The sequence below is a fragment of the Azospirillum brasilense genome (assembly GCF_022023855.1).
In the GTDB taxonomy this organism is placed as follows: domain Bacteria; phylum Pseudomonadota; class Alphaproteobacteria; order Azospirillales; family Azospirillaceae; genus Azospirillum; species Azospirillum brasilense_F.
Map to the genome: position 1 here is coordinate 1,497,450 of NZ_CP059450.1, position 25,735 is coordinate 1,523,184.

General features: G+C 70.0%; 24 protein-coding genes, 1 pseudogene and 1 riboswitch. Of the genes and pseudogenes, 13 read left to right on the forward strand and 12 right to left on the reverse strand.

The window, feature by feature from the left end; genetic code table 11:
• Positions 1 to 172 precede the first annotated feature (172 nt).
• Both H1Q64_RS20235 and H1Q64_RS20240 read right to left on the reverse strand, forming a co-directional pair.
• The gene (locus H1Q64_RS20235) at positions 173 to 904 is read right to left on the reverse strand and encodes an SDR family NAD(P)-dependent oxidoreductase (protein WP_237905340.1); all 732 of its coding nucleotides are present in this window, start codon (positions 902 to 904) and stop codon (positions 173 to 175) included.
• A 119-nt stretch (positions 905 to 1,023) separates the two neighbouring features.
• Positions 1,024 to 1,521, reverse strand: a complete 498-nt coding sequence (locus H1Q64_RS20240) for a ferritin-like domain-containing protein (protein ID WP_014198124.1) — start codon at positions 1,519 to 1,521, stop codon at positions 1,024 to 1,026.
• Between the two features lie 245 nt (positions 1,522 to 1,766).
• Between H1Q64_RS20240 and H1Q64_RS20245 the strand changes: the two are divergent.
• A pseudogene (locus H1Q64_RS20245) lies at positions 1,767 to 2,607 on the forward strand (isocitrate lyase/PEP mutase family protein).
• Between the two features lie 9 nt (positions 2,608 to 2,616).
• Here H1Q64_RS20245 and H1Q64_RS20250 read toward each other — a convergent pair.
• On the reverse strand, positions 2,617 to 3,855 hold the full coding sequence (locus tag H1Q64_RS20250) for a PHB depolymerase family esterase (protein ID WP_237905341.1): 1,239 nt from the start codon (positions 3,853 to 3,855) through the stop codon (positions 2,617 to 2,619).
• 93 nt (positions 3,856 to 3,948) lie between these two features.
• Positions 3,949 to 4,368 carry a CopG family transcriptional regulator gene (locus tag H1Q64_RS20255; RefSeq protein ID WP_014198121.1) on the reverse strand — a complete coding sequence of 140 codons (420 nt, stop codon included), beginning with the start codon at positions 4,366 to 4,368 and terminating at the stop codon, positions 3,949 to 3,951.
• Between the two features lie 296 nt (positions 4,369 to 4,664).
• On the opposite strand from H1Q64_RS20255, the gene H1Q64_RS20260 reads away from it, so the two are divergent.
• Positions 4,665 to 5,477 (forward strand): hypothetical protein, encoded by an 813-nt coding sequence (locus H1Q64_RS20260; RefSeq protein WP_237905342.1) that lies wholly within the window; start codon positions 4,665 to 4,667, stop codon positions 5,475 to 5,477.
• On the forward strand, positions 5,474 to 6,070 hold the full coding sequence (locus H1Q64_RS20265; protein WP_237905343.1) for a hypothetical protein: 597 nt from the start codon (positions 5,474 to 5,476) through the stop codon (positions 6,068 to 6,070). The genes H1Q64_RS20260 and H1Q64_RS20265 overlap by 4 nt, the downstream gene beginning before the upstream one ends.
• An 18-nt stretch (positions 6,071 to 6,088) precedes the next feature.
• Here H1Q64_RS20265 and H1Q64_RS20270 read toward each other — a convergent pair whose 3' ends face one another.
• The 3 genes from H1Q64_RS20270 to H1Q64_RS20280 all read right to left on the reverse strand — a co-directional run bounded on the left by H1Q64_RS20270 (position 6,089) and on the right by H1Q64_RS20280 (position 8,706).
• Entirely contained in the window at positions 6,089 to 6,868 is a 780-nt protein-coding gene (locus H1Q64_RS20270) for a hypothetical protein (protein ID WP_237905344.1), read from the reverse strand.
• Positions 6,869 to 7,065: 197 nt separating this feature from the next.
• Positions 7,066 to 8,112, reverse strand: a complete 1,047-nt coding sequence (locus tag H1Q64_RS20275; RefSeq protein ID WP_237905345.1) for a TerC family protein — start codon at positions 8,110 to 8,112, stop codon at positions 7,066 to 7,068.
• A gap of 435 nt (positions 8,113 to 8,547) precedes the next feature.
• On the reverse strand, positions 8,548 to 8,706 hold the full coding sequence (locus tag H1Q64_RS20280) for a hypothetical protein (protein WP_237905346.1): 159 nt from the start codon (positions 8,704 to 8,706) through the stop codon (positions 8,548 to 8,550).
• Positions 8,707 to 8,770: 64 nt separating this feature from the next.
• On the opposite strand from H1Q64_RS20280, the gene H1Q64_RS20285 reads away from it, so the two are divergent.
• The 6 genes from H1Q64_RS20285 (at position 8,771) to H1Q64_RS20310 (ending at position 14,921) form a co-directional block, all read left to right on the forward strand.
• A complete protein-coding gene (locus tag H1Q64_RS20285; RefSeq protein WP_237905347.1) occupies positions 8,771 to 9,229 on the forward strand; it encodes a hypothetical protein in 459 nt (152 codons plus the stop codon).
• 54 nt (positions 9,230 to 9,283) lie between these two features.
• Positions 9,284 to 9,503: riboswitch (cobalamin riboswitch) on the forward strand.
• Between the two features lie 115 nt (positions 9,504 to 9,618).
• Complete coding sequence (locus tag H1Q64_RS20290; protein WP_237905348.1) at positions 9,619 to 11,547, forward strand: TonB-dependent receptor plug domain-containing protein; 1,929 nt, start codon at positions 9,619 to 9,621, stop codon at positions 11,545 to 11,547.
• Positions 11,544 to 12,404 carry an ABC transporter substrate-binding protein gene (locus tag H1Q64_RS20295; protein ID WP_237905349.1) on the forward strand — a complete coding sequence of 287 codons (861 nt, stop codon included), beginning with the start codon at positions 11,544 to 11,546 and terminating at the stop codon, positions 12,402 to 12,404. Before H1Q64_RS20290 ends, H1Q64_RS20295 begins: the two co-directional genes overlap by 4 nt.
• Positions 12,401 to 13,408: a FecCD family ABC transporter permease gene (locus tag H1Q64_RS20300; RefSeq protein ID WP_237905350.1), complete on the forward strand. Its 1,008-nt coding sequence runs from the start codon at positions 12,401 to 12,403 to the stop codon at positions 13,406 to 13,408. Before H1Q64_RS20295 ends, H1Q64_RS20300 begins: the two co-directional genes overlap by 4 nt.
• The gene (locus H1Q64_RS20305; protein ID WP_419468850.1) at positions 13,405 to 14,208 is read left to right on the forward strand and encodes an ABC transporter ATP-binding protein; all 804 of its coding nucleotides are present in this window, start codon (positions 13,405 to 13,407) and stop codon (positions 14,206 to 14,208) included. Before H1Q64_RS20300 ends, H1Q64_RS20305 begins: the two co-directional genes overlap by 4 nt.
• Positions 14,208 to 14,921 (forward strand): DUF6925 family protein, encoded by a 714-nt coding sequence (locus tag H1Q64_RS20310; RefSeq protein WP_237905352.1) that lies wholly within the window; start codon positions 14,208 to 14,210, stop codon positions 14,919 to 14,921. Before H1Q64_RS20305 ends, H1Q64_RS20310 begins: the two co-directional genes overlap by 1 nt.
• Positions 14,922 to 14,932: 11 nt before the next feature.
• Here the strand turns inward: H1Q64_RS20310 and H1Q64_RS20315 are convergent, their stop codons facing one another.
• The 5 genes from H1Q64_RS20315 to H1Q64_RS20335 form a co-directional block, all read right to left on the reverse strand.
• Positions 14,933 to 16,132 (reverse strand): sensor histidine kinase, encoded by a 1,200-nt coding sequence (locus H1Q64_RS20315; RefSeq protein WP_237905353.1) that lies wholly within the window; start codon positions 16,130 to 16,132, stop codon positions 14,933 to 14,935.
• Positions 16,129 to 19,170, reverse strand: coding sequence for an ATP-binding protein (locus H1Q64_RS20320; RefSeq protein WP_237905354.1), 3,042 nt, complete (start codon positions 19,168 to 19,170; stop codon positions 16,129 to 16,131). Before H1Q64_RS20320 ends, H1Q64_RS20315 begins: the two co-directional genes overlap by 4 nt.
• Entirely contained in the window at positions 19,170 to 20,684 is a 1,515-nt protein-coding gene (locus tag H1Q64_RS20325; protein ID WP_237905355.1) for a bifunctional metallophosphatase/5'-nucleotidase, read from the reverse strand. Before H1Q64_RS20325 ends, H1Q64_RS20320 begins: the two co-directional genes overlap by 1 nt.
• Positions 20,685 to 20,829: 145 nt before the next feature.
• Entirely contained in the window at positions 20,830 to 21,156 is a 327-nt protein-coding gene (locus tag H1Q64_RS20330) for a DUF2218 domain-containing protein (RefSeq protein WP_237905356.1), read from the reverse strand.
• Positions 21,157 to 21,210: 54 nt separating this feature from the next.
• Positions 21,211 to 21,840: a PadR family transcriptional regulator gene (locus H1Q64_RS20335; protein WP_237905357.1), complete on the reverse strand. Its 630-nt coding sequence runs from the start codon at positions 21,838 to 21,840 to the stop codon at positions 21,211 to 21,213.
• 241 nt (positions 21,841 to 22,081) lie between these two features.
• Between H1Q64_RS20335 and H1Q64_RS20340 the strand changes: the two genes are divergently transcribed.
• From H1Q64_RS20340 to H1Q64_RS20355, 4 genes are read left to right on the forward strand one after another with little or no spacing between them, the layout of a single operon-like run.
• Positions 22,082 to 23,011, forward strand: a complete 930-nt coding sequence (locus H1Q64_RS20340) for a siderophore ABC transporter substrate-binding protein (RefSeq protein WP_419468836.1) — start codon at positions 22,082 to 22,084, stop codon at positions 23,009 to 23,011.
• Between the two features lie 12 nt (positions 23,012 to 23,023).
• Positions 23,024 to 24,001: an ABC transporter permease gene (locus tag H1Q64_RS20345; RefSeq protein WP_419468851.1), complete on the forward strand. Its 978-nt coding sequence runs from the start codon at positions 23,024 to 23,026 to the stop codon at positions 23,999 to 24,001.
• Positions 23,991 to 24,974 (forward strand): iron chelate uptake ABC transporter family permease subunit, encoded by a 984-nt coding sequence (locus tag H1Q64_RS20350; protein ID WP_237905358.1) that lies wholly within the window; start codon positions 23,991 to 23,993, stop codon positions 24,972 to 24,974. Before H1Q64_RS20345 ends, H1Q64_RS20350 begins: the two co-directional genes overlap by 11 nt.
• Entirely contained in the window at positions 24,971 to 25,729 is a 759-nt protein-coding gene (locus tag H1Q64_RS20355) for an ABC transporter ATP-binding protein (protein ID WP_237905359.1), read from the forward strand. Before H1Q64_RS20350 ends, H1Q64_RS20355 begins: the two co-directional genes overlap by 4 nt.
• The last annotated feature ends 6 nt before the right edge of the window (positions 25,730 to 25,735 follow it).

A 25,735-nucleotide genomic window follows, 5' to 3' on the forward strand; every position in this document is an offset into this window, starting at 1 on the left:
TCCTCCGTCGTCTGCTTCACCCTCCCAGCGATGAAAGCGCAAGACGCCCCCCGAACTGACACGGTTCACTCCAGGGCATGGTTCAGGTGCTGTGGAGAACCCGCCCGCCGGAGCGCCGTTGGAACTGTCGGTAAGCCGATGGTCATAGTAAGGTGGCTGCCATGCCGACCGTTCAGTAGGGCAGCCGCTGACCGTCCCATGCGAACAGTCCGCCGCTGTCCATCGGCGTCAACTCACCAAGGACGCCGAGCAAGTGCGCGGCGGCAATCGCAGGTGTGAACAGCCGGTCCCGGGCCATGGCGGCTTGGAACGGTTGCGATAGGGGGGTGTCGACGGTGCCCGGATGCAGCGCGACGCAGAGCGCGTCCGGTCGCGAACGCGCCAGTTCGATAGCTGTGGTACGAATGATCTGATTGAGCGCCGCCTTGGACGCCCGGTAGCCATACCAACCGCCAAGCCGGTTGTCGGTAATGCTGCCGACTTTTGCGGAGAGAACCGCGAAGACCGCCCGTCCGTGCCGCGGCATCCGTGGCAGGAAGTGCTTGGCGACCAGCGCCGGGCCGATGGCGTTGACCTGGAACAGCCGCGCCATGGCGATCGGATCCAGCGTGCGCCAACTCTTTTCCGGTTGCACCGCATCCTGGTGAAGCAGGCCGCTGGCGATGAAAACGAGATCGACCGCTTCGGCCAAAGCCGCCGCATCGATGATGGAGGACTCATCGGCAAGGTCGAGGAAGCCGGTGCGCAGCTTGCCCGCCGGCGCGACCGGGCGGCGGGACAAGGCCAACACCTCCGTCACCTCGGGATCGGCGAGCAACCGGCGCGTCACGGCGGCGCCAATGCCGCCGCTCGCCCCGATCACAACCGCCCGGACCGAGCCGGCGAAGCCTGCAATGCCACTCATGACCCACCCTTCCTGCGGAGAGTGACAACGAACCGGTCTGGAGACCGGTCTGGCGGTCGGTTCGCTCGTGTTGCCCGGGGAGGGGGCCGCAGTTCCACAACGGGAACCGCGGCCGCGTCCTACGCCGCCCGGAAGGCACGCATGTTGATGTCGCCCTCGGCGAGTTGGTTGAGTTTCTGATCGGTTGCCTTTTCCTCTTCGAGGGTCTGTTCGAGCAGACGGGCGATGTCGGTCATGCCGCAGGTCTCGGCCAATGTCCTCAGCGAGCCGTAGCTGGCGATCTCATAATGCTCGACCTTTTGCGCCGCCATGATGAGCGCGACATCGAGCACTTCCGCCGGTAGGCCCTCGCCGATGATCTCCTCGGCTTCCTCGATCAGGCCCTGTGTCGCCTCGCATGTGTTCCCGCCCGGTTCGGCCTGGAGGATCTGGAAGATCTGCTCCAGGCGTCTGACCTGACCGTCGGTCTCGCGCAGATGGGTTTCGAAAGCCTGCTTGAGCTGGGGGGACGAGGCGGCCTCGACCATGGCCGGCAGGGCTTCGATGATCTGCGTTTCCGAGCTGTAGGTGTCCTGCAACTCCTTGATGAAGAGTTCCTTCAGTGCTTGTTCCGACATGAACGCCTTCCCCGTGGGATGATGGTGCCGCCGATGGCTGGAATAGCTCGGCCACCATCCTGCAACAGGAGTCGGAGGCGGTTCTCGCGACGCAAAGAGTCACCCATCAAGGATTCTGTTGCCGCTGAAGCCAAAGGGAAACGAGGCGACACCTTCGCCCCGCAATTGGACGACGTCGGAGCGGAAGCGTATCCTGCCCTCGTCAGCCCGCCGAGGTTGATCCGCCGCCCTGGAGAGACGCTGTAATGGCTGACCACGACCAAGCCCGTGCTGCTTTCGCCGACCTTCACCAGGTCGGCTGCTTCGTCATTCCCAATCCGTGGGATGTCGGAAGCGCCGTGATGCTGAAGCATCTGGGATTCCGCGCCTTGGCCACCACCTCGGCGGGCTTCGCCTTCGCGCGGGGGCTTCCCGACACCGATTGGGCGGTGCCGCGCGGCGACATGCTGGCCCACATCGCCGACATGGTCCGGGCGACCGACCTGCCGGTGAACGCCGACTTCGAGTCCGGCTACGCCCATGACTGCGAGGGGCTGGCAACGCAACGTGCGCCTGTGTGCCGACACCGGCGTGGCGGGCCTGTCGGTCGAGGACGCCACGGGCGACCCGGCGAAGCCGCTGTACGAGCTTCATCACGCCGTCGAGCGGGTGGCCGCGGCGGCGGAGGCGTTGCGGGGAACCGGTGTCCTCCTGACCGCACGTTGCGAGTCCCTGCTGGTGGATCATCCGGCGGCCGTCGAGGAGGCGTTGCGTCGCTTGCCGGCTTACGCCGCGGCGGGAGCCGATGTCCTCTACGCGCCGGGCTTACGGACCCTGGACGTCATCAGGGCGGCGGTCGACGCCGTCCATCCGAAGCCGCTCAACCTGCTGGTCTCGTCCCCCATCGGCCTGTCGGTGGAGCAGATCGCCGCCCTGGGCGTCCGGCGCATCAGCCTGGGCAGCGGCCTCAACCGCGCCGCCTGGGGCGGCTTCCTGCGGGCGGCCCGCATGCTGGCCGACCACGGGCGCTTCGACGCCCTCGGCGAGGCCGAACCGTTCGATGCGCTCAACGGGTTCTTCCGGACGCACGGCCGGCGAACACCCTGAACGACCGAGCTATGGCGCGGATGACCGGCGTCGCGGGTTTTCGAGGAAGAATCGCAGCATCTCCCGCGAAGCGTCCGGCCCCCGCGGGTCGGTGTAGGAACCGGCTGGGCTGCCTCCCGCCCAGGCGTGTCCGGCGCCCCGGATCGTCCACTGCTCGCACAGCGCATGACCGGAGGCGTCCATGTGGAGGCGACGGGTGTAGCCGTGCCCGCCCGGCACCCGGCCGTGCTCCACCGTCGCCCGCGCCCCCGTAGCGCTCGCCCCGGATTGCGCGATCACGTCGTCGGCGTTGCGCGGATGAACCGTGCTGTCGCGGTCGCCGTGAAAGACTATGGTCGGCACCGGCCGGGCGAACGGCCGTCCCGCCGCTCCTCCGCCCTGACGCATGGCGGCAAAAGCGGAGGGAAGGTCATGAGCGGCGCCCTGGGGAAGGCCGGAATGCACCCCGATGGCGGCGTAGAGATCGGGATAGGCCGCTCCAAGGATGACCGCCGCCGCACCGCCGGCCGAGAGCCCGGCGACGAACACGCGGTCGGCGTCGACGGCATGGTCGCTCATGACCCGTCTGGTGATCCCCGCGATCAGCGAGGGCTCGCCGTCGCCGCGCCGCTGGTCGGCGGGGTTGAACCAGTTCCAGCACCGTTGGGCGTTGGCCGAGGACGGCTGCTCCGGGTAGACGACCAGACAGCCATGCTCTTCCGCCAGTTGGTTCATCCGGGTGCCCGCGGCGAAATCGTCCGGCGACTGGGTGCAGCCATGCAGCATCACCACCAGCGGAAGCGGCTGCCCGTCGCGGCGGTTGGCTGGAACGTATAGCTTGTAGGAGCGCGTCCCGGCCGCGTTGCCATGGGACGCCGCGGTGAAGGAGGCGCCGTCCGGCAACGGATCGGCGGCCGGACGGGCAACGCCGCCCATCCCAAGGTCGAGTCCCCCCGGCATGGCGCGGGCGGCGAGGCCGCGCAGCGTCTCGCCCAGGCCAACCCGCGGTCCGGGATGGAGCCGCCCGGTAAAGGCGTCGGCGGGCTTGAAGGCCGCGGCGTGGAGCGGCGGCTCGTCCGGATGGTCCGGCGAGGTGTCCACCCGCAGCGGCTCGACGTCGATGACGGTCGGGCCGGTACCGGGAGGCGCGTCGGACGTCCCGGACGTCCCACGCAGCAGGCGTTGAATGAGGGCGGTTGCGCCGGTGAGGTCGCCGGCCCGGGTGAGGCGCAACGCCTCGGCCATTCCGGCAGGGACGCGGTCGGTCATGTCGGGTGCTTTCTGTGCTCGGACGGGGGCGTGTGGGGCAGCCCCGCCCGTCGTCTTTCGGAAATCGTCTTTCGGAAATGCGGCCTTGCGCCTTCAGCGCATGCGGTCCGCAAGAGCCGCCTTAACGGCGCTGCTGGCGTGCAGCGCCCCCAGCACGGCGATCGAAGCGATGGTGGCGCGGGCGAGGTCCGGGGTGACGTCCTGGGCGATCGTGGCCAGCCCGAGGACACGGATGTCGAGCATCTCCCCGGCATCCCGTGCCGCCTCCAGATCGCCGCGGCTGTAATGGCGCAGGCCGAGATCGACGCGTTTGCGCGTCACCGCCTGCCGCAAGGCGTCGCCATGTCGGTCGATCTGGTTGCGGATGGCGGTGCGGATGAGGTCCGTGCGGTTCGCGTAGAATCCCTCCTGCACCAGCAGATCGATGTGGCCGAGGTCGACATAGCCGAGATTGATCGTGATCTTCTCGCTGTCCCCGGCCTTCGGCTTCTGATCGCGGGCGTTCTCAGACATCCCATCACCATCCTATGACCATCCACTGGGATGGTATATGGAGAGGACGACGCACCGAACAAGGGGAGAGCGTCGTCATGATGAAGAAGTGTCCACGGCACGTCGGCCGCGACGATCCCGGCCGCAGCTTTGATGCGCATTCATTCAGCGCACATATCTCGAACAATTGATCGCACGGGTTGTTGACAACTCCTCATTGTGAAATACTGCCATGCCCATCCGTTGAGGCGTGCCCTGCGGCGGACAGACCAGAACTGGCGGGCCATCGTCTTCAGGACCACGGAAAGGCAGGCAGGATGCGCTCTGGACGACCGAACGGCGGCGGGTCGGACGCCGCTCTCGATCTGAACACGGCGTTCGATCGGCGCGACACGCTGTTCACCCGGGCCGCGGAGCGGATGTCCGACATCGTCGCCAACCCGCCGAGCGGCCCCCACGCCTTCGACCTCCTGAACGGCGGCATCCGCGAATTGTCGAGCCTGATGATCCGGCAGCTCCCCTTGACGACGGCGCGCGAGGCGCGCCTTGCCCACGCCCTCTGCCAGGAGGGAATCGTCGAGGACACCAAGGCCCTGGCCCTCGGGGAGGGTGTGGCCTTGTTCCTCGACCGGCTTCAATCCGCCGCCGATCATGCGGGCATCGGCCCAGCCGCGCCCCCCGCGCCCGACCGCGATCACGCGTTGATCCGCCTGGAGCGGCATGTGCAAACGATGGCGCAGGACCGCGCCGCGCGGGACGCGGACCTCTATCAAGCCCTGGACGCCATGGCGGCGACCCCCGCGCAAGGCTTGGAGGGTGTTCTCGCCAAACTGCGGGCGTGCCGCACCGCGATGGCCGACCAGGGGAACCGCGCCGACAGGGTGGCCCCTCTGCTGAACGATGCCGTGGCGGTCCTGGAGCGTATGGCGCTGCGGGAAGCCGTCGCCCGCTTCGACAGCGCGGCCGACGCCTTCGAGGCGGCGATGCCGAAGGCCCTGCCGAGCAAGCCGACCGAGCGGATGCTCGCCGCCGGGGCCAAGGCGGGAAGCGTGGCCCTGGACGCGGCGCGGCGGATCTATCAGGCGATGGCGTCGGAATTTCTGTCGCCGAGGAAAGGGGTCGGGGAGTGACGGACGCCTTGCCCATCACGCCGTCACTGACCGCTTCCTTGAAGGATCGCACCGGCAGGGACCGCAGGTCCTGGCCGCTTGCCCGTGGCTTGGTGAACATCCTGCGCGGCGGCCACGGCGCCCCGCCGCCCCGGCAACCGGCGGAAACCCATGTCGACATCCACCGCCAGCCCTTGCGAACGGCGCTGGACTGGCACCAGGACATGGTCGCCTTGTGGAAGCGGCACCCAACCTTCGGCCCGGGCCTGCACGACGACCTGAAAAGCACGGGTCTGCTGCCGCGCTGCGTCATCCTGACGGCGCGGGACGGCGGACCGCTGTGCTTCCGCTACATCGGGGAGCCGACCCGCCGGGTCTTCGGCGACCGCTGGGCCGACCAGAACATCGGCAAGCCCCACCTCGAAGACGTGCACGGCGCCTACGCCCAGGCCATCGACGCGCAATACCGGGAGGCGGTGGAGGGCGGGGAGCCGGTGTACAACCATCTGGTGATCACCGGACTTCCCCGGCCGCCCGTCAATTACCGGCACCTCCTGTTCGGCTGGTCACTGGGCCATCGCCGTCAGGCCCTGCTGGCGCTGATCGATTCCTGAGCCGGATGAACCGGTCCTTCAGGCCGCCTGGGCGAGGTCCGCGGCGAGCTGCGCCAGATCGCCCAGGAACTGCGCGCGGCTGAAGCGCACGAGGTGCATCGGCAGCGTCTTCAGGCCGATCTGGTTGTAGGTGATGGCCGGCTCGTCGTCGATGTGGCGCGGCCCCATCTTCCGCTCCGCCCAGACCGGGACGATGTCCGGATCGACGACCGAGATGAACCAGGTCGGCGACCACAGCAGCCACGCCGCCAGCTTGTTCACCCGCTGGCAAATCGGGAACAGGCCACGGCCCTGGAAATCGGGTCGCGTCCATCCCGCGTTCGTCCACACCACCTGCCCCCGCGTACCATTGGCGGTGTCGGACGTGCAGGTGCACCATTCGCCCTCCGGAGCCTGCACGGCGGGCTCGTCGTAGAACACCGTCATGGCGTTGAAGCGGTCGCCGATGGACTGCGTCGTGCAATCGTAGAGCAGCCCGGCCTGGGCGGTAACCACGTCGCCGGAGGAGGCTCTCCCGCAGATCCAGAAGGCGTTGGCCGGCGTCAGGGAACGGCAGGCCGGATGGGCCGCCGGAAGCATCGGCTCCCAGGAGCCCGCGGCCACCGCCGCCTCGTTGACGCGCACCAGCGCCGGCATGTCGAATTCGACGGAGAGCGCCACCCCCCGGCCGGCCGCCAAGCCGACGAGTTCGTCGCGGGCGGCATGAAGCAGGCCGGACAAAGGTCCCGACGGGACGGGGAGAGCGGAAAGGGAGATGGAGGCCGGTTGCGTGCCGATAAACTGCGTGCTGGCAAACATGGATGTCTCTTCCGTAGGTTGGAAAGGATTGGCGTCAACCGCCAAGCGGGGCGCGATCCACCCCGCACATCCACATCATCGTCGTTGCCCAGCCGGTATTACTACTTTTGCGGATGCCCTCGCCCGGAAACGCACGGGGCGCCCGATCCGCCGGATCGGACGCCCCGCCTTTTTCGTCTGCCCGTGAAACGGGCGTCTTACTGGCCCTTGCCGTCCGAGGACACCGCGGCCGCCTCGCTGGAGGAGGCCGGAGTGGAGCCCCCGGCCCCCTTCGCCGGGCTGCCGGGCACCCACCAGCGGCGGGCCTCGCCGTCCGCGGCACCCAGCGCCGATTCGGCGCGGGTCTTCAGCATCGAGAAGACGATGGAGCCACCGACCAGGAAGGCCGTGATGCCCAGCGCCACCGCCGTCGGCATTTTGTAGATGTCCACCATCATCATCTTGGCGCCGACCACCACCAGAACCAGCGACAGGCCGTATTTCAGGTAATGGAAGCGGTGGATGATCGAGGCCAACGCGAAATAGAGGGCACGCAGGCCGAGGATGGCGAAGACGTTGGAGGTCCAGACGATGAACGGGTCGGTGGTCACCGAGAAGACCGCCGGGATGGAGTCCACGGCGAAGACCAGATCGGTGAACTCGATCAGAATCAGCACGAGGAACAGCGGCGTCATCATCCGCACGCCGTCGCGCATTACGAAGAACTTCTGCCCCTCGTAGCCGTCGGTCATGCGGAAGCGGGAGCGGACGAATTTGACGATCCGGTTGTTCTCCATGTCCGGCTCGTCGTCCACCGACATCAGCATCTTGATACCGCTGAAGATCAGGAAGGCGCCGAAGATGTAGATGATCCAGTGGAATTCCTGGATCAGCGCCGTGCCCGCCACGATCAGCACGCCGCGCATCACCAGCGCGCCCAGGATGCCCCAGAACAGCACCCGGTGCTGGTACTGCGGCGGCACCGCGAAATGGGTGAAGATCAGCGCGATGACGAAGATGTTGTCGACGCTCAGGCTGTATTCGATCAGGTAGCCGGTCAGGAACTCCAGCCCTTTCTCGGAGCCCTGGAAATGAAAGACGCCGGCCGCGAAAATCATTGCCAGCGTGGAATAGGCCGCGCAGCGCATCAGCGCCTCGCGGCCGGAGATCACATGGGATTTCTTGGAAAATACACCAAGATCAAAGGCCAAAAGCACGCCAACGAAGACGGCGAAGCCGGCCCACATTAAAACGATCTGGTCCATGGAACTGTCCCTTGCTTCATGCCCTCCGCTCCCGCAAGCGGAGACTTCGATCGTCACATGAGCAGTCCGACATCACCGATGCGCCACGGCGGGACGCATCGGCCAGAGGGGCCCGGACTGGAAACGCGGCCGCGGATCTGCGGCCAACGCAAAGACGCGCGCAACGGCTCGGCCGTGGCGCGTCGGAACACCCGCCTCCATCGTTTGCCGTGGAGACGTGGCGGTCGGTCAGGATGTTGGTTCGGTGCGGTCCATGTCGATGTCTCCCAAAGGCCCGTCGGGTGCCGTCGTCCGGCGGTGGACCTTGTGGGGGAGCGGGACCCAGGGGGAAGAACAGGGCCAGCTTCCGCAAGGCCGCGCCAAGGCAACGGCTCTATGGGAAGTCCGACATCACAGCGCCGGGCGACGCTGCCAGAGGGGCCCGGACCTCAACCGTCATGTAGTCAGGCCCCCGCCCGCCGACAAGAGGGGGAAGCGGCCTTTGCGGGCCGCGATCGATGCGAAGGCCGCAGGCGACGACACCGCCCGGTTGATCGTCCACGGGTTGTCGGCTTTCCGGCCGGGAGCCAGCTTTGCGAATTCCGTGTCGCCCATGGATGATTCCGCACCGGTGGGTTGTTCGTAGCGATTGACGGTAATTCACGGCAGGACACCCACAATGATGCGGCGTTCCATTTTGCTCGGCTGCCTGCTGGCGGCCGGATTGGCCGGTTGCGGCCCGCGTTTCGAGACGGTCGCAAGCTATTTTCCACCCGTCAGCGAGGCGGGAAAGCTCTGTGTCGCCCAGTGCAAGCAGGCACAGACGATCTGCCAATCCGCAAAGGAACTGGCCGTTCAGACCTGCCGGGCCGAGGCGACGGCCCGCGCCCAGGGCGAATATCAGTCCTATCTCCGTTCCTTGCCCAAGGATGCGGACAAGAAGAAGATCAAGACGTTCAGCGATTTCGACCGGGACCCCAGCTGCTACAGTAACCTCACCTGCTCCTCCGATTACAACGATTGCTACAAATCCTGCGGCGGCCGGATCGAGGCCCAGACCTATTGCGTCGGCAATTGCAAGGAAATGGTGCCGCCCATGCCGGATGGGGCGGCGGTCGGGCCGAGAACCACGCTCTGACGCCAGTCGGGCGAGGACGGGCGGAATGCGGCTTGACCGAAGCCGTTCCGCCCGCGTAGCTTCACACCCGACGGTTGCCCGAAAGGGCTGAAAATGGGAACACGGTGCGGACCCCACGGCGATTGGTCGTGCGAGGGTCCTACGCCGGGGCTGCCCCCGCAACTGTAAGCGGCGAGTCGTCCATCGGAATGCCACTGGGATCGCGATCCTGGGAAGGCGATGGGCCGACGATAACCCGCGAGCCAGGAGACCTGCCGTCAGTCGTGGTCACACGCGAACACGTTCGGGCGGGGTGCACCGAAGGTCGTCGAACCGGGAGTCCGTTCGCGGAGCTTCCGGTGGGACTTCGTTCGCGGTGACGTGCCACCGGCGTCCCGCCCGAGGTCTCAATGAGTGTCCGCGTTCCCCGTCTTCACCGGACGGCGTCCTTCGCCGCCCTTCTGGGAAGCCTTGCCCTTCCCGTGTCGGCTCTCCCCGGATCGGCCTTCGCCGACTCCACCACCGTCACGACGCTTCCGCCGGTCTCGGTGACCGCCAACCGCGTCCCCACCGCCGCCGAGGAAACCGGCAGCGCCCTGACCGTCATCACCCGCGAGGAATTGGAGCAGCGCCAGACCCAAGTGCTGTCCGACGCGCTGCGCGAGGTGCCCGGCGTCGCGGTCAACCGCACCGGCCCGATGGGCACCCTGACCCAGCTCCGCATCCGCGGGTCGGAGGGCAACCAGACGCTCGTCCTGATCGACGGGATCGAGGTGAACGACCCGGCGTCCGGCTCCGAATACGATTTCGCCAACCTGCTGGCCGGAGACGTGGAGCGCGTCGAGGTGCTGCGCGGCCCGCAGAGCGCGCTCTACGGCTCCGACGCGGTCGGCGGCATCATCAACATCGTGAGCCGCCGCGGCGCCGGCGCCCCCCGGTTCCGCGCCGCCGTCGAGGGTGGATCCTTCGGCACCGCCGCCGGGCGGGCCTCCTTCGGCACCGGGACCGACCGCTACGACCTGTTCCTCAGCGGCCAGGGCGTCACCAGCGACGGCGTGTCGGTTGCCGACAAGCGGCTCGGCAACCCGGAGAAGGACGGCTACCGCAACGGCACGCTGACCGGAAACGCCGCCGTCCGCCCGACCGAGCGCAGCGAGATCGCCGTGACCGGCCGCTACACCCGCTTCCGCACCGACACCGACGGCTTCATCGGCGGGCGCGGCGCCGTCGATGACGGGACCAGCACCGCCGGGGAGCAGTATTTCGGGCGCCTCCAGGGCAAGATCGCCCTTCTCGACGGAAAGTGGGAGCACATCGTCGGCCTGACCCATGGCCGCCAGCGGCGCGACTACCGCGACGACGCCCACACGGTGACCAGCCGCTACGACGGGCGCAAGACCAAGGCCGACTACCAGACCAACCTGACGCTGAAGAGCGGCTCCGCCGACCATGTGCTGACCGCCGCTGTGGAGCATGAGGAGGATAAGGCGATCAGCCGCAGCAGCTTCTCCAGCTTCGACCGTTCCATCGGCTCCACCGGGCTGGTGGGACAGTACAAACTGGGGCTGTTCGACCGGCTGACCCTGACCGGCAGCGTCCGCCACGACGGGAACGACCTGTTCCGCGACGCCACCACATGGCGCACCACGGCGGCCTATCTGATCGAAGAGAGCGGGACGAAGCTGCGCGCCTCCTACGGCACCGGCGTCAAGAATCCCACCCTGTTCGAGCTGTACGGCTACACCGCCACCTACGCCGGCAACCCGAACCTGAAGCCGGAACGGGCGCGCGGCTGGGACGCCGGCTTCGATCAGTCGCTGTGGGGCACGCGGGCCTCTGTGGACGGCACGTGGTTCGACCAGCGCATCCGCGACCTCATCACCGGCACCGGGCGGACCTCCGTCAACATGCCGGGCGAGTCCCACATCCGCGGCTTCGAGCTTGGTCTGTCGGTGGAGCCGGTGGACCGGCTGACCGTCCGCGGCTCCTACAGCTGGACCGACGGCGAAGACTCCACGGGGGCGGAGCTGGTGCGCCGGCCCAAGCAGCTCGCCAGCCTGACCGTCAATTACCGCTTCCTGGAGGACCGGGCGAACGCCAACCTCGGCGTCGTCTACAACGGGCGGTCCAGCGACTGGGCCTACGATCCCTTCTACAACCGGCAGGTCGTGAGCCTCGCCCCCTACACGCTGGTCAACATGGCCGGGTCCTACGCGCTGTCCGAGGGGGTCGAACTCTTCGGGCGCGTGGAGAACCTGTTCGACCGCCGGTATCAGGAGGTCTGGACCTACGGCGCGCCGGGCCGGGCCGGGTATCTCGGGTTGCGGCTGTCGCTGTGAAGCCCACCTTTCTCGGGCTGGCCGCCGCCCTCCTGCTGATCGCGGGAGGGCCGGCGGCGGCGTGGGAGGCGCCGCCCGCAAAGCCGCCCGGCAAACCGCAGCGCATCGTCTCCCTGAATCTCTGCGCCGACGAGCTGCTGTTGCGGCTCGTCGGGCCGGAGCGCCTCGCCGCGGTGACGTGGCTGGCGCGCGATCCCCGCGCCTCCACCGTCGCGGCGCTGGCGTCGCAGGTGCCGGTCAACCATGGGACGGCGGAGGAAATCCTGCCGCTCAACCCCGACCTGATCGTCGCCGGGCGCTACACCACGCGGGTCGCGGTCGGGCTGCTGACGCGGCTGGACGCCCCGCTGCTGGAGCTGGACGTCCCGCAGAGCGTGGCGGGGGTGGCGGATCAGATCCGCGGCCTCGCCCGCGCCGTCGGCGAGCCGGAACGGGGGGAGGCGCTGGTCGACGACCTGTTCTCCCGCCTCGACGCCCTGCCCCCCGCCGCGCCCGGACCGCGTCCGACCGCGGTGGTGCTGCGCCCCAACGGTTTCATCGCCGGGTCCGGGTCGCTGGTCGATGAACTCCTGAGCCGCGCCGGGCTGGAGAACATGGCCGACCGCCTGCCGCTGGGCAGCCAGGGCGCCCTGCCGCTGGAGGCCATCATTCTGGGCGGTGCGGATGTGCTGATCGTCGACGCCGCACCCGACGCGCCGCCGTCGCTGGCCGGCGCCCTGCTGCACCACCCCGCCTTGAAGACTTTGAAGCCTCAGGTCCGCACGCTGTCGCTGCCCACCCGCCTGTGGACCTGCCCCGGTCCGCAGATCGCTGAGGCCGCGGAACGGCTGACCGCCGCGCGGAAGGCCTTGCCATGAGTTGGGAGTCCCGCATCCCCTACCCCGCCCTGGTCGCCGGGCTGACGGGTCTGGCGCTGGCGCTCTGCGCGGTGTCGGCGGCGGTCGGCTATGTGCCGTTCGACCTGGGTGCCGCTTTGTCCGACTGGCTTGCCGGGCGCCCCACCCTGGGCGCGCTGGTGCTGGCCGAGCTGCGTCTGCCGCGCGCCCTGCTCGGCCTGCTGGTCGGCTTCAGCCTGGGGCTGACCGGGGCGGCGATGCAGGGCTGGCTGCGCAACCCGCTGGCCGAGCCGGGACTGGTCGGCGTGTCGAGCGCCGCGGCGCTGGGCGCGGTGATCGTCTTCTACAGCGGCCTGTCCGCCGCGCTGTCGCCGGCCCTGCCGCTCGGCGGCATGGCCGGAGCGGCCACCGCCGCGGTGCTGCTGAACCTGATGGCCGCGCGGGGGGCCGGAACGACGGCGCTGGTCATCGGCGGCATCGCCATCAACAGCCTCGCCGGGTCGCTGACCGCGCTGGCCCTCAACCTCGCCCCCAACCCCTACGCGGCGCTGGAGATCGTGTTCTGGCTGATGGGGTCGCTGGCCGACCGCGGCACTGACCAGCTCTGGCTCGTCCTGCCGCCAATGCTGGCGGGCTGGGCGCTCTGCCTGTCCGGCGCCCGCGCGCTCGACGCGCTGACCCTGGGGGAGGACGCGGCGCGCAGCCTGGGCTTCGACCTCACCGGGCTGCGCGTCCGGCTGATCGCCGGGGCGGCGCTGGCGGTGGGCAGCGCGGTGTCGGTCACCGGCGCCGTGGGCTTCGTCGGGCTGGTGGCGCCGCACCTGATGCGCCCGCTGGCCGGGGCGCGGCCCGGACGGCTGCTGCTGCTGGCGGGCCTCGCCGGGGCGTGCCTGACGCTCGCCGCGGACATTGCGGTCCGGCTGCTGCCGACGCGACCGGAACTGAAGCTGGGTGTGGTCACCGCCCTGATCGGGGCGCCCTTCCTGATCATCCTGATCGCCCGGCTGCGGCGGGAGGAGGCCTGATGCGGATCGAAACCCACGCCCTGTCCGCCAAAGCCGGCGGGCGCACCATCCTGACGGACGTCACGCTCACCATCGAGCCCGGCGCCTTCACCGGGCTGATCGGCCCGAACGGCGCCGGCAAGACCACCCTGCTGCGCCTCCTCGCCGGTCTCGCCGAGCCGGCGGCGGGCCGCGTCACCTTCGACGGGCGGACCGCCGCGCAGACCGGACGACGGGCGCTCGCCCGCGCCATCGCCTATCTGCCGCAGAGCGGCCCGGTGCACTGGCCGCTGCGCGCCGAGGCACTGGTCCTGCTGGGCCGCCTGCCCCACCGCGGGCCTTTGGGCGGAATCACCGCGGCGGACCGCGCGGCGGTGGAGCGGGCGCTGTCCACCGCCGACGCCGCCCACCTGCGCGGGCGGATCGTCGGCACCCTGTCAGGGGGCGAGCGGATGCGCGTCCTGCTCGCCCGCGCCCTGGCGACCGAGGCCCCCGTGCTACTCGCCGACGAGCCGGTCGCCGCCCTCGACCCCGGCCACCAGCTCGCCTGCATGGCGCTGCTGCGCGGCGCCGCCCGCCGGGGCAGCGGCGTGGTGGCCGTGCTGCACGACCTGACCTTGGCCGCCCGCTTTTGCGACCGGCTGATTTTGCTGTCGGGCGGCGGCGTGCTGGCCGACGGCCCGCCCGCGCGGGTGCTGACCGACGACACCCTGCGCGCCGCCTACGGCATCGCCGTCCACCGGGGCGAGGCCGGCGGCGAATCCTTCCTGCTTCCCTGGCACGCCCTGCCATCCCCAACTTGCCAACCGGAGACGCCTTGATGAGCAACCTGTCTTCCCTGCTGCGCGACGCGCTGAACGATCCGGCCACCGGCTGGAGCCTCGGCGCGTTCGGTGCCATCGCGGAGTTCATCCGCGACCCGGACGAACCCGCCACCCTGCGCGACGACGGCCCGGAGCTGGAGGCGCGGACCGCCCGCGGCGGGCTGCGCCTGCGCCCCACGCCGGCCATCCGCCCGGTGCCCTACCGGACGCGCAACGGCGGCCTCGCCGTGGCCCTCTGCCTGCCCCGGCACGTCGGCGCGATGAACCGGCGCCGCGTGGTGACCGAGCTGGGCCCCGACCACGAGGCCATCGCCGGGGCGGACCGCGGCGCCCTGTTGTTCGACCTCGGGCTCGGCGTCTTCCAGACCGACGTCTGCGTCCGCAGCGCCGATCCCGCCACCATCGCCCGCCTGCGCGCGGTCGCCGGGACGGAGCTTCTGGCTCCGGGCAACCCCTTGCCGCCCGACCTGCCGGCGCTCAGCCCCGATCGCGTCTTCATCGGCCCCTTCGGGCGGATCGAGGTCAGCCAGCCGATCCCGCCGCCCGACGGCCGCAGCCCGGAGGGTCCGCACACCCACGTCCTGCCGAAGCTGCTGGCCCACGGTCGGACCCACGCAGCGACCGTCCCGATCCCGGACGGCTGGGTGCCCAGCCTCTACCTGTCGCCGCCCGCGGAGTCCTTCGCCGCGTGGGAGGGACTGCGGCACTGAGGACCGTTTGCTTACAAATCCGGCGGGGTGCGGACGGGCAGGTGCAGGGTCGCCAGGGTGCCACCGCCGGTGCGCGAGGCGATGGTGAAGGACCCGCCCAGCCGGTCCGACGCCAGATTGTCCACGATGTTCAGGCCAAGCCCGACCGAGCCGGTGCCGCGGCGGGTGGTGAAGAAGGGCTCCAGGATGCGCCCGGCGGTCCCCTCCGCGATGCCGGCCCCATCGTCGGCGACGGACAGCAAAACCGTCTCCGGTCCCGACGCCGCGGCCCCAATCGTCACCAGCCCATGCCGCCCCGCCGGAAAGGCGTGTTCCAGGGCGTTGCGAACAAGCTGCTCCAGAACCGCGGACAGGATCGCCGGGTTGCTGACCATGCGCAGGTCGGCGGGGCAGTCCACGGCCATGCGGTGCCCCAGCGGCTCCCACTGCGGGCGCAGGCTTTCCGTCACCTGCTCCAGGAAGGACCGCAGCGCGACGGTCTGGCGCAGCCCGCCATGGTCCGCCGCCACCCCCTTGAAGCAGCGCACGATCTCCCCGGCGCGGGCGATGGTGCCGGACAGCAGGGCGGCCAGTTCCCCGGCGCTCGCCAGGAAGCGTTCCAGCTCGGCGCGGCGGAGCTGGTTGGCGGTCAGCCGTTCCGTCATCGCGGCAACCCGGTCGCCGAGGTGGGACGCGCTGCCCAGCGCCACGCCGATGGGCGTGTTGATCTCGTGGGCCACGCCGGCGACCATCTGGCGCAGCGCCGCCATCTTCTCGCGCTGGGCCTGGGCCAGCTTGCGCGTGCGCTCGCGGACCAGCGCCTCCAGATGCTCATTCTCGTCCTTCAGGCTGCGGTTGGCCCGGCGCAGCGACAGGTGGGTGGCGACGCGGGCGCGCACGATGGCCGGGCTGAAGGGCTTCGTCACGTAATCGACGGCCCCGGTTTCCAGTCCGAAGGCCTCCTCCTCCGGGCTGGACAGGGAGGTGATGAAGATCACCGGGACGTCGCCGGTGGCCGGGTCGGTCTTCAGCAGCCGGCACACCGCGTAGCCGTCCAGCCCCGGCATCATCACGTCGAGCAGCACCAGCTCCGGCGGGTCCGCGGAAGCCAGCTCCAGCGCGCGGCGGCCGGAGGTCGCGAAGCGCACCTCGTGCCGGTCCTCCAGCACGCTGGCGAGCGCGCGGATGTTGGCCGTGTCGTCATCGACGATCAGAATGTGACCACCGCTCACGGCGTCGTCTCCCGGTCCCGTTCCCTGTTGCATACGGCGGCAAGCCGTTCCAGCGCCGCGCGGGCGGCGGCGAAGTCCAACTCCTCCACAGCCCGCCCCACCTTGTCCATCGCCTCGTCGTGACCGCGCCCGGCCAGCAGGCCGCGCAGAGCGGCGAAGCGGGCCGCCGCCGACAGGCTGCCGCTGCGCAGCGCCTCTTCCAGCGCGCGCAATGCCTCTTCCAGCTTGCCCGGGTCGCCGAGAGGAACCACCGGGATTTCCGGCACGACCTCCAAGGGCACCTCCACGCTGCGCAGCGTTTCCGCCGAAGCCAGCGCGGGACCAAGGGCGGCGGACAGGTCGGCCACGAGCCCCGGCATCGCTTCCCACCGCTCCTCGCGCGCCGCCAGCTCCAGCGCCGCGGCGGCGGCGCTGGCGGCCATCGCGCCGACCGTCCCGGCGCTGCCGCGCAGCCCATGGGCGAAGCGTTCCAGCGCCGGCCCGTCTCCCGCGCTGCGCAGATGCTCCAGCCGGACCGGCGCGTCGCCGTAGCGGTCGAGAAAATCCAGGATCGCCCGGCGCAGCGTGCCCGCCCGCCCGTTCATCCGCGCCAGCGCCGGGGCGAGGTCGAACCCCTCCAAGCCGTCAGGAAGCACAGCATCCATCTCCGCGCCCTTGGCAACCGGCAGAGCCTCCCGCCGCCCGAATGGCTTCAGCCAGCGGTTCAGCACGGCGACGAGGCGGTGCGGCTCCACCGGCTTGGCGATGTGGTCGTCCATGCCCGCGTCCAGACAGCGCCGCCGCTCCTCCTCCAGGGCGTGGGCGGTCATGGCGATGATCGGCAGGCGGTCGGGACCGCACTGACGACGGATCGCCCGCGCCACCGCGAAGCCGTCCATGTCCGGCATCTGGACGTCCGTCAGCAGCGCGGCGTAGCCCGCACCCGGCTCCAGCGCCAGCCGCACCGCCTCCCCGCCGCTGCCGACCGCGGTGACGGCCAGCCCGGCGTCCTCCAGCAGTTCCCGCGCGACCAGACGGTTCACGGCGTTGTCATCGGCGACCAGCACGCGCAGGCCGCGCAGCGGCTCGTCCACCTGCAGGCCCACAGCAAGCCCTGGATCGGCCAAAGCGGCGGGCAGCGCCGTCACGGCGCCGTCCTGCACGCCGACCGTGACCGTGAAGCGGAAGGTGCTGCCCAGGCCGGGGGCGCTGTCCACGGCGATGCCGCCGCCCATCATGACGGCCAGCCGCCGGCTGATCGCCAGCCCCAGCCCGGTCCCGCCGTAGCGGCGGGTGGTCGAGCTGTCGGCTTGAGCGAAGGGCTGGAACAGGCGGGCCACCTGCTCCGCCGTCATGCCGATGCCGGTGTCGCGCACGGCGAAGCGCATTTCGGTCTCCGCATCCTCCGTCCCTCGCGGCGCGGCGGCCACGCTGAGAACCACGCTGCCGCTCCCAGTGAACTTCACCGCGTTGTTGACGAGGTTGAGGAGCACCTGCCCCAGCCGCAGCGGGTCGCCCAGCAGGGCGGTAGGCACGTCCGGGGCGACCTCCAGCCGCAAGGCCAGCCCCTTCTCCTCGGCGGACAGGGCGGCGGTGCCGGCCACCATGTCGAGCACGGCGGACAGGTCGAAGGGCACGCGCTCCAGCGTCAGCATACCCGCCTCGATCTTCGAGACGTCGAGGATGTCGTTGATGATCCCCAGCAGTGCCGTGGCCGAAGCGCGGATCCGCGTCAGGTAGCCGCGCTGGCGCGGCGGCGGCCCGGCGCGCAGGGCGAGGTGGCTGAGGCCGAGGATGGCGTTCATTGGCGTGCGGATCTCGTGGCTCATGTTCGCCAGGAAATCGCCCTTGGCGCGCGACGCCTCCTCGGCGCGGCGGCGGGCCTCCTCCACCTGCTGCTGGCGGCGCGCGATCTCGTCGAGGAAGTGGCGGATCGAGCGGGAGATGGTGGCGATCTCGTCGGTGCCGCCGTCGGGCAGCGGCGTCTCCCGCCCCTCGACCCGGTCGAGCACCGCGTCGTTCAGCCGGACCAGACGCAGGGTCAGGAAGCGGCGCAGGTACAGATACACACCCAGCGCCACCAGGAAGCCCAGCGCCCCCAGCCCGACCAGGATGCGGTTCTGCGTCGCGGCCAGTTCGGACAGGCCGTCCGCCTCGTCCGCCGCCGCCGCGTTGATCCGTTCGAACAGCGCGTGGGCGATCTTCACGACCTCCTCCACCATCACCAGCACCTGATTGGTCAGCGCCTTGCTGCGGGCGATGGCCGCCTGCCGCTCCATCAGGCTGGGCAGCAGGCCGGAGGGGCCGAGCAGCGCCACCTCCAGCCGCCGGTGCAGGGCGGCGAAGCGTTCCGCCTGCTCCGGCGGCAGCCCGGCGTGGAGCGCCGGCAGGGCCGACAGCGCCGCCGCCGCGTCCCGCTGGGCGCGCGCGATCTCGCGCTGGAAGCGGCTGTTGCCGGCGTGGGTGCTCTCGTTCAGCACGCGGTTGACCGTGTTGGTCCAGGCGGTCAGCGGCCCCAGCCGGTCCGCCGGCAGGGTCGGCAGCACGGCGGCGACCAGCGCGCCGGCCTCCGCCGACAGGCGACGGGTCTCGTCCAGCGCGTCGTCGGTGCGCGCCGCCGCGTCGATGCGCTCGGCGACCAGCCGGTCGAGGTCCGCCAGCGTCGGGACGAGGGTCCCCAGCACGCCGGCCAGCGTGGCGCCGCCCTCGATGTCGGACAGGGCCTGGGCCGACCGGGTGACCGCCGTCAGGTTGGCCGTCAGCTCGGCCAGGGTGACCCGCCGTTCGGGATGGCTCGTCGCCCCGCCCAGCCGGGTCGCCTGCGACAGCACCTGCTGCAGGCCGCCGTTCAGCACCGCCCCGGTGGTGATGCGCGGCAGCGCCCCGTTGGACAGGTCCGACAGGGCGTGGCGGAACTGCGCGAGGTCGTAGAGCGCCGCACCCGACACGCCGAGCAGCACGCCCACCATGACCAGCAACCCCAGCCCGACGCGCCGCCCGACGCCGCCCCGGAGGGGGGTGCGCGGGACCGGCATGGTCGAGGCTGGCTCCGTCGTCATCAACGCTCGGTGATGCGGCCGTCGATGCGGGGCGACACCGTCCCGCGGTCGGCCAGGTGCTGGGCCATGATCTCCCACAGCAGCTTGCCACCGGCCCCGGAGGAGGAGGCGCCCGGCGACTTGAGCATGCCGTAGCCGTCGCCGCCCTGGGCCAGATAGTTGGGCAGGGCCACCGAATAGGTCGCGTTCGGGTCGAGCGGCTTGCCGCCCACCGTGACGGAGACGACGCGGCCGCCCGCCGGCTGCTTCAGGTCGTAGACCACCGCCATGTTGGACGGGTGGAGGAAGCTGCCCTTCTGGTTGTCCACCCCGGCGGCGCTGACCTCCAGCGCGTCGCGCAGGGCTTTGCCGGGCAGGGTCACGGCGATGATGGTGTCGCGGAAGGGCAACTCGCGCTGGATGTCGCGGCGCGTCAGCACCGTCCCCGCCTCGTACTGGCGGTTGCCGCGGATGTTGCCGCCGTTGATGAAGGCCGCGTCGGTGTTGAAATGGCCGCGCATGGCGTCGGCGATCAGCGAGGCGAAGGCGTTCTCGCCGGTGCGCACGGCGGCGCGGCGGGTGTCGAGCGGGGTCGCCGTGGTCCCGACGGTGATGTCCAGCAGTTCCGACAGCCGGGCCAGATAGACGCCGACCCGCTTTTCCATCGCCGGGTCCGGCGGCAGCCCGGCGAGCGGCACGATGTCGGCGCCGGCCAGCGCGGGCGGTGCCTTGCCGTCGCCGTCCAGCCGCAGGACGAAGGCCGATCCCTTCACGTTGACATGGACGCCGAAGAGCTTGCCCTTGTCGGCCTCCAGCACGTCCTTGCCGGTGGCGGAGAGCTGGAGCAGCGCGTCGATGGCGGATTCGCCGCGCAGCGCCTCCACCGCCTCCGGGGAATTGTCCAGGATGGCGACCACATACTCCGCCCCCTGGGCGCGGAGCGCGCGGGCCTCCGCCGCGATCGTGGCGGGCGGGCGCACCTCGATGTCCGGCACGATGTACTGGACGGTCAGTTCCGGCGAGACCGCCGAGACCACGCCGATCTTCCCCACCGGCGTGTCGAGCAGCACCGACGGCTCCAGCCCCTCCATCACCTTGCCGGTGTTGCGGTCGATGGTGGTGGCGCTGACGAAGGGGAAGCGCGCCTCGTAGCTGCGCAGGGTCAGCTCGTCCTTGCCGAAGCCGAGGTCGCGCTTGGTCACCGCCATCATGTCGGGCTGAAGCTCGTTCAGCAGGTCGATCATGTGGGCGCCGCGGTCGAAGGTGGACAGGACGCCCGCGGTCAGCGACGCGCCGCCGTGCAGGAACAGCGTGTTGCCCTCCGCCCGCTTGGTGCGCAGCAGCGTGGCGAGGTTGGCGAGGCCGCCCTCGCCCTCCACCGGCTCGATGTCCGCCATCGTCGAGGTGAAGACGATCGACAGCTCCGCCGCCGACACGGCCGGCGCGAAGGCGCCGAGCGCCGCGACGGCGCAGGCGGCCGCAACGGCCCGCCAGCCGGAAAAACGTCCCGTCTCCCCATTGCCGCGCTTCGGCATGGTTACCCCCTCCTGCCATCCCTGTTCCTTCAGGATGGTTCTTCCCGTATTCGGGCGGGGGAGTTCAAGGCATATCCATACATGCCGGGGAACATTCCGGTGACAAAATCCCCTGCCGCAACAAGGACAAAGGAGAACGGCCGGATCAGACCGGCTCGTCCTGCCAGGGGTAGGCCAGCGGAACCTCGCGGAAGGCGAAGCGGTCGAGGTGGCGTTCCAGCGCCCCCTTGAGGGCGGCCAGATGCTCGGCGGAGCTGGCGTCCAGCCGGCAGTCCAGCGCGTCCGGCCGGGCCTGGAGCGTCAGGGTGGCGTCGCCCGGCCAATCGGCGCCGCGGGCGTTGTGCGGGAAGACGACGCTCCCCGCCTCCGGCGTGTACTCCACCGTCAGATTGTGCGCCCAGTGTTTGCAGAGCTGCTGGAGGTAGCGGCTGCCGTTCGGGGTCGGAACGCGGACGCTGCTGGTGTGTCTCATGATGATCCTTCTGTCTGGTACCGGTGATTCAGGCCGGTGATTCAGGCCGGTGATTCAGGGAAGACGTTCGATGCGCTGGGCCGCCTCGTCGAGGATGGAAACGGCGGCGTGCACCGTGTCCGCATCAACGCCCTCGCGCCCCAGCCGGTGCATCAGCACGGCCTTCAGATTCTCCATGGCGCGGCGGATCGGGGCGCCGTCGGTGTGGGCCCGCCGGGTCGCCAGGGCGGCGAGGCGGGCGAACAGGGCCTCGACGGTGGCCGCGTCCTGGGCGAGCTGGGCGGTGCCCTCCGGTGTCACGGCGAAGGGCTTGCGCGCGCCTTCGGCGTCCGCCTTGGCGATGTGGCCCATCTCCTCCAGCAGCGACAGGGTCGGGTAGATCACGCCGGGGCTGGGCACATAGCCGCCGCCGGTCAGCTCCTCGACGGCGCGGATCAGGTCGTAGCCGTGCCGCGGCTCGTCGGCGATCAGCCGCAGCAGGACCAGCCGCAGTTCCGACGCCTCGAAGACGCCGCGCCGGCCGCCCCGCCCACCGCGCCGCTCGTGATGCTCATGGCCCCAGCCGCCCTCCGCGGCGTGACGGCCACCGCCGTGACGGGGACCGCCGCCATGGGGTCCATCACCGTGCGGGCCGGGATGATGGCGGCGCATCCGGCCGCAGAAGGGATTCGGGAAAAACCTCATGACAGGGGCTCCACTGTGTTTCGATAGGTCTAAGATATATCGTGACATGTCGAGACACAAGTCCCCAAGACGCTTTTCCCCTCTCCCCGGATGGGAAAGGGAACGCACCAGTCCTCAGCCACGCCCAGCCAACATACTGCGAATGCGAGGAATTCGCATTGACGTTCCGCAGGAATCCGGACCACAGTGCGCCCGCCCTTCCGGCATAGGCCGTCCCCGCAAAGTTGAAGGAGAGTCAAGGATGAAGCTGACCCGACGCCACGCCCTCGCCATGACCGCCGCCGTGGTCGGCCTCGCCGCCCTGGCTCCCATCCGGGGTTACGCCCAGGACATGACGGTGCGGCACGCGCAGGGCGAGACCCGGCTTCCCTCCAAGCTCGTCCCCGTCCTGGTCTTCGACATGACCGCGCTGGACACGCTCGACGCGCTGGGCGTCGCGATCGCCGGGGTGCCCACGGGGCTGAAGCCGCCGCATCTCGCCAAGTATGACGGGCCGTCCTACGCGAAGATCGGCACGCTGTTCGAGCCGGATTACGAGGCGGTGAACGCCGCCAAGCCCGGCCTGATCATCGCCGGCGGCCGGTCGGCCCCGAAATACGCCGAGCTGTCGCGCATCGCGCCGACGCTCGACATGACGACCGACCAGACCGACTTCCTGGCCAGCTCCATCGCCAACATCGAGACGCTGGGCCGCATCTTCGGCAAGACCACCCTGGTCAAGCAGAAGGTGGACCGGCTGCGCGCCTCCATCGCCGAACTGAAGGCGGTGGCGGCCAAGTCCGGAAAGGGCCTGCTGGTCCTGACCACCGGCGGCAAGATGAGCGCCTACGGGCCGGGGTCGCGCTTCGGCATCCTGCACACGGAGTTCGGCATCCAGCCCGCCGCCCCCGACCTGAAGGTCGCCAACCACGGGCAGGCCATCTCCTTCGAATTCATCCTGGAGACCAACCCGGACTGGCTGTTCGTGATTGACCGCGACGTCGCCATCGGGCAGGACGGCAAGCCGGCCCGGCAATTCCTCGACAACGACATCGTCCGCCGCACCACCGCCTGGCAGAAGAATCAGGTCGTCTATCTGAACGGCGGCAACTGGTACATCGTCGGTGGCGGGCTGGCGGCGCTCCAGCAGGATGTGGACGATCTCCTGGCGGCGCTGTCCAAGAAGTCCTGATCCGTGAAGACCCTGCCAATCGCCACACTCCCGCTGGCGACCGTGGGCATCGGCCTGCTGGCCGTCTGGAGCCTGTTCGTCGGCGTCAGCGACGTGAGCCTCGCGACGCTGTTCGGTGGCACTCCGGGTGGCGCCCCGGACCAGGCCACCCAGGTCCTGCTGGTCAGCCGGCTGCCCCGGACGCTGGCCCTGATCCTGGCCGGCGCCGCCATGGCGGTGTCCGGCCTGCTCCTCCAGATGCTGGTGCGCAACCGCTTCGTGGAGCCGTCCACCGCCGGCACCGCGGAGTCGGCCATCTTCGGCATGATGATGGTCTCGCTGCTGGCGCCGGAGATGCCGGTGTTCGGGCGCATGGCCGTTGCCAGCCTGTGCGCGCTGGCCGGGACGGGGCTGTTCCTGGCGATCCTGCGGCAGGTGCCGCTGCGCTCGCCGCTGGTGGTGCCGCTGGTCGGCATCATGCTGGGCGGGGTCATCACGGCGATGACGGAGTTCATCGCCTACCGCCAGGACCTGATCCAGTCGGTGCGCGGCTGGGAGACCGGGGACTTCTCCGCCATCCTGCTCGGCCGCTACGAGTTGCTGTGGCTGAGCGCCGCCCTGACCGGCGTCGCGTATCTGGCAGCGGACCGCTTCACCGTCGCCGGGATGGGGCGGGACGTCGCCACCAATCTGGGCATCGACCACCGCAAGGTGATGGCGCTGGGGCTGGTCATCGTGTCGATGACCACCGCGGCGGTGATCGCCACCTGCGGCATGATCCCCTTCCTCGGGCTGATCGTTCCCAACATCGTCAGCCTCGTCCGCGGCGACAACATGCGCGGGTCCTTGCCCTGGGTCGCGCTGATGGGGGCCGGGCTGGTGCTGGCCTGCGACATCGCCGGGCGGTTGGTGATCCACCCCTACGAGATCCCGATCGGGACGATGATGGGGGTCATCGGCAGCGCCCTGTTCCTCTATCTCCTGCTGCGGAGGAACGGCCATGCCGGCTGACCGCCGCCTCCTCTCGCCGACGGTCGTCCTGGGCGGCCTGTCGGCGCTGACCCTGCTGTCGATCGCGCTGTTCATGACGCTGGGCGCGCGCGGCAAGTGGGACTTCATCCTGGCCTTCCGCGGCACCAAGATTGCCGCGATGGTGCTGGTCGGCTACGCCGTCGCCGTGTCGACCGTCCTGTTCCAGACGATCACCAACAACCGCATCCTCACCCCCTCGGTGATGGGCTTCGACCATCTCTACCGGATGATCCAGACGGTGCTGGTCTTCCAGTTCGGCAGCGGGCTGGTGGCGTCGCTCGACCCGCGGCTGCGCTTCGGGGTGGAGGTGGCGTCGATGGTTGTCTTCTCCGGCCTGCTCTACTGGTGGCTGTTCAACGGGGCGGGGCGCGGCGACAACCGGCGCAGCCTGCATCTGCTGCTTCTGGTCGGCATCGTGTTCGGCGTGCTCTTCCGCAGCGTGACCAACTTCCTTCAGCGCATCATCGACCCCAACGCCTTCCTGACCGTGCAGGACCGGCTGTTCGCCAACTTCAACCGGGTGGACGTCGAGCTGCTGACCGTGTCGGCGCTGGTCGTGCTGGCGGTGTCGCTGGCCGGCTGGCGGTGGCGGCGCACCTTCGACGTGCTGGCGCTGGGGCGGGACGCCGCGGTCAACCTCGGCGTGGAGCACCGGCGCGCGGTGATGGCGGTGCTGGTGATGGTCTCCATCCTGGTGTCGGTGTCCACGGCGCTGGTCGGGCCGGTCACCTTCTTCGGGCTGCTGGTCGCCAACCTCGCCTATCTGGTGATCCGCTCGCACCGGCACGCGCTGATCCTGCCCGCCGCGGTGCTGCTCGCCGTGCTGACGCTGGTCGCCGGCCAGCTCGTGCTGGAGCGGGTGTTCGGCTACAACGCAGCACTCAGCATCGTCATCGAGTTCGTGGGCGGTCTCGCCTTCCTGTTCATCCTGGTGCGGGGTTCGGCCCGATGATCGACGTCAAGAACATCACGAAACGCTACAACGGCACCGTCGTCGTCGACGGGGTGTCCCTGTCCCTGCCGGCGGGCGGGGTGATCTCGCTGATCGGGCCGAACGGGGCCGGAAAATCGACGCTGCTGTCGATCGTCAGCCGCCTGCTGCCGATGTCCTCGGGCACGGTGGCGATCGACGGACTGGACGTGACCACCACGCCGGGCGAGGTGTTGGCCCGCCGCCTGTCCATCCTGCGCCAGGACAACCAGATCATGTCCCGCCTGACGGTGGAGGACCTCGTCGCCTTCGGCCGCTACCCGCACAGCAAGGGCCGCCTGACCGACGTCGACCGCGGGCACATCCGCAACGCGCTGCGCTATCTGGACCTGGAGCCGCTGGCCGGCCGCTTCCTGGACGAGCTGTCGGGCGGCCAGCGCCAGCGCGCCTTCATCGCCATGGTGCTGTGCCAGGACACCGAATACATCCTGCTCGACGAGCCGCTGAACAACCTCGACGTCAAGCACGCCGTGGCGATGATGAAGCTGTTCCGCCGCACCGCCGACGAGTTCGGCAAGACCATCGTGCTGGTGCTGCACGACATCAACTTCGCCTCCTGCTACTCCGACCGCATCGTCGCGATGCGCGAGGGCCGGGTGGTGCACCAGGGGCCGCCGGAGGTCATCATCACGCCCGAGGTGATCCGCGACGTCTACGGCGTCGAGGCCCAGGTGATGGAGAACGCCGGCCAGCGCATCGCGCTGTATTACCAGTAAGTTCTT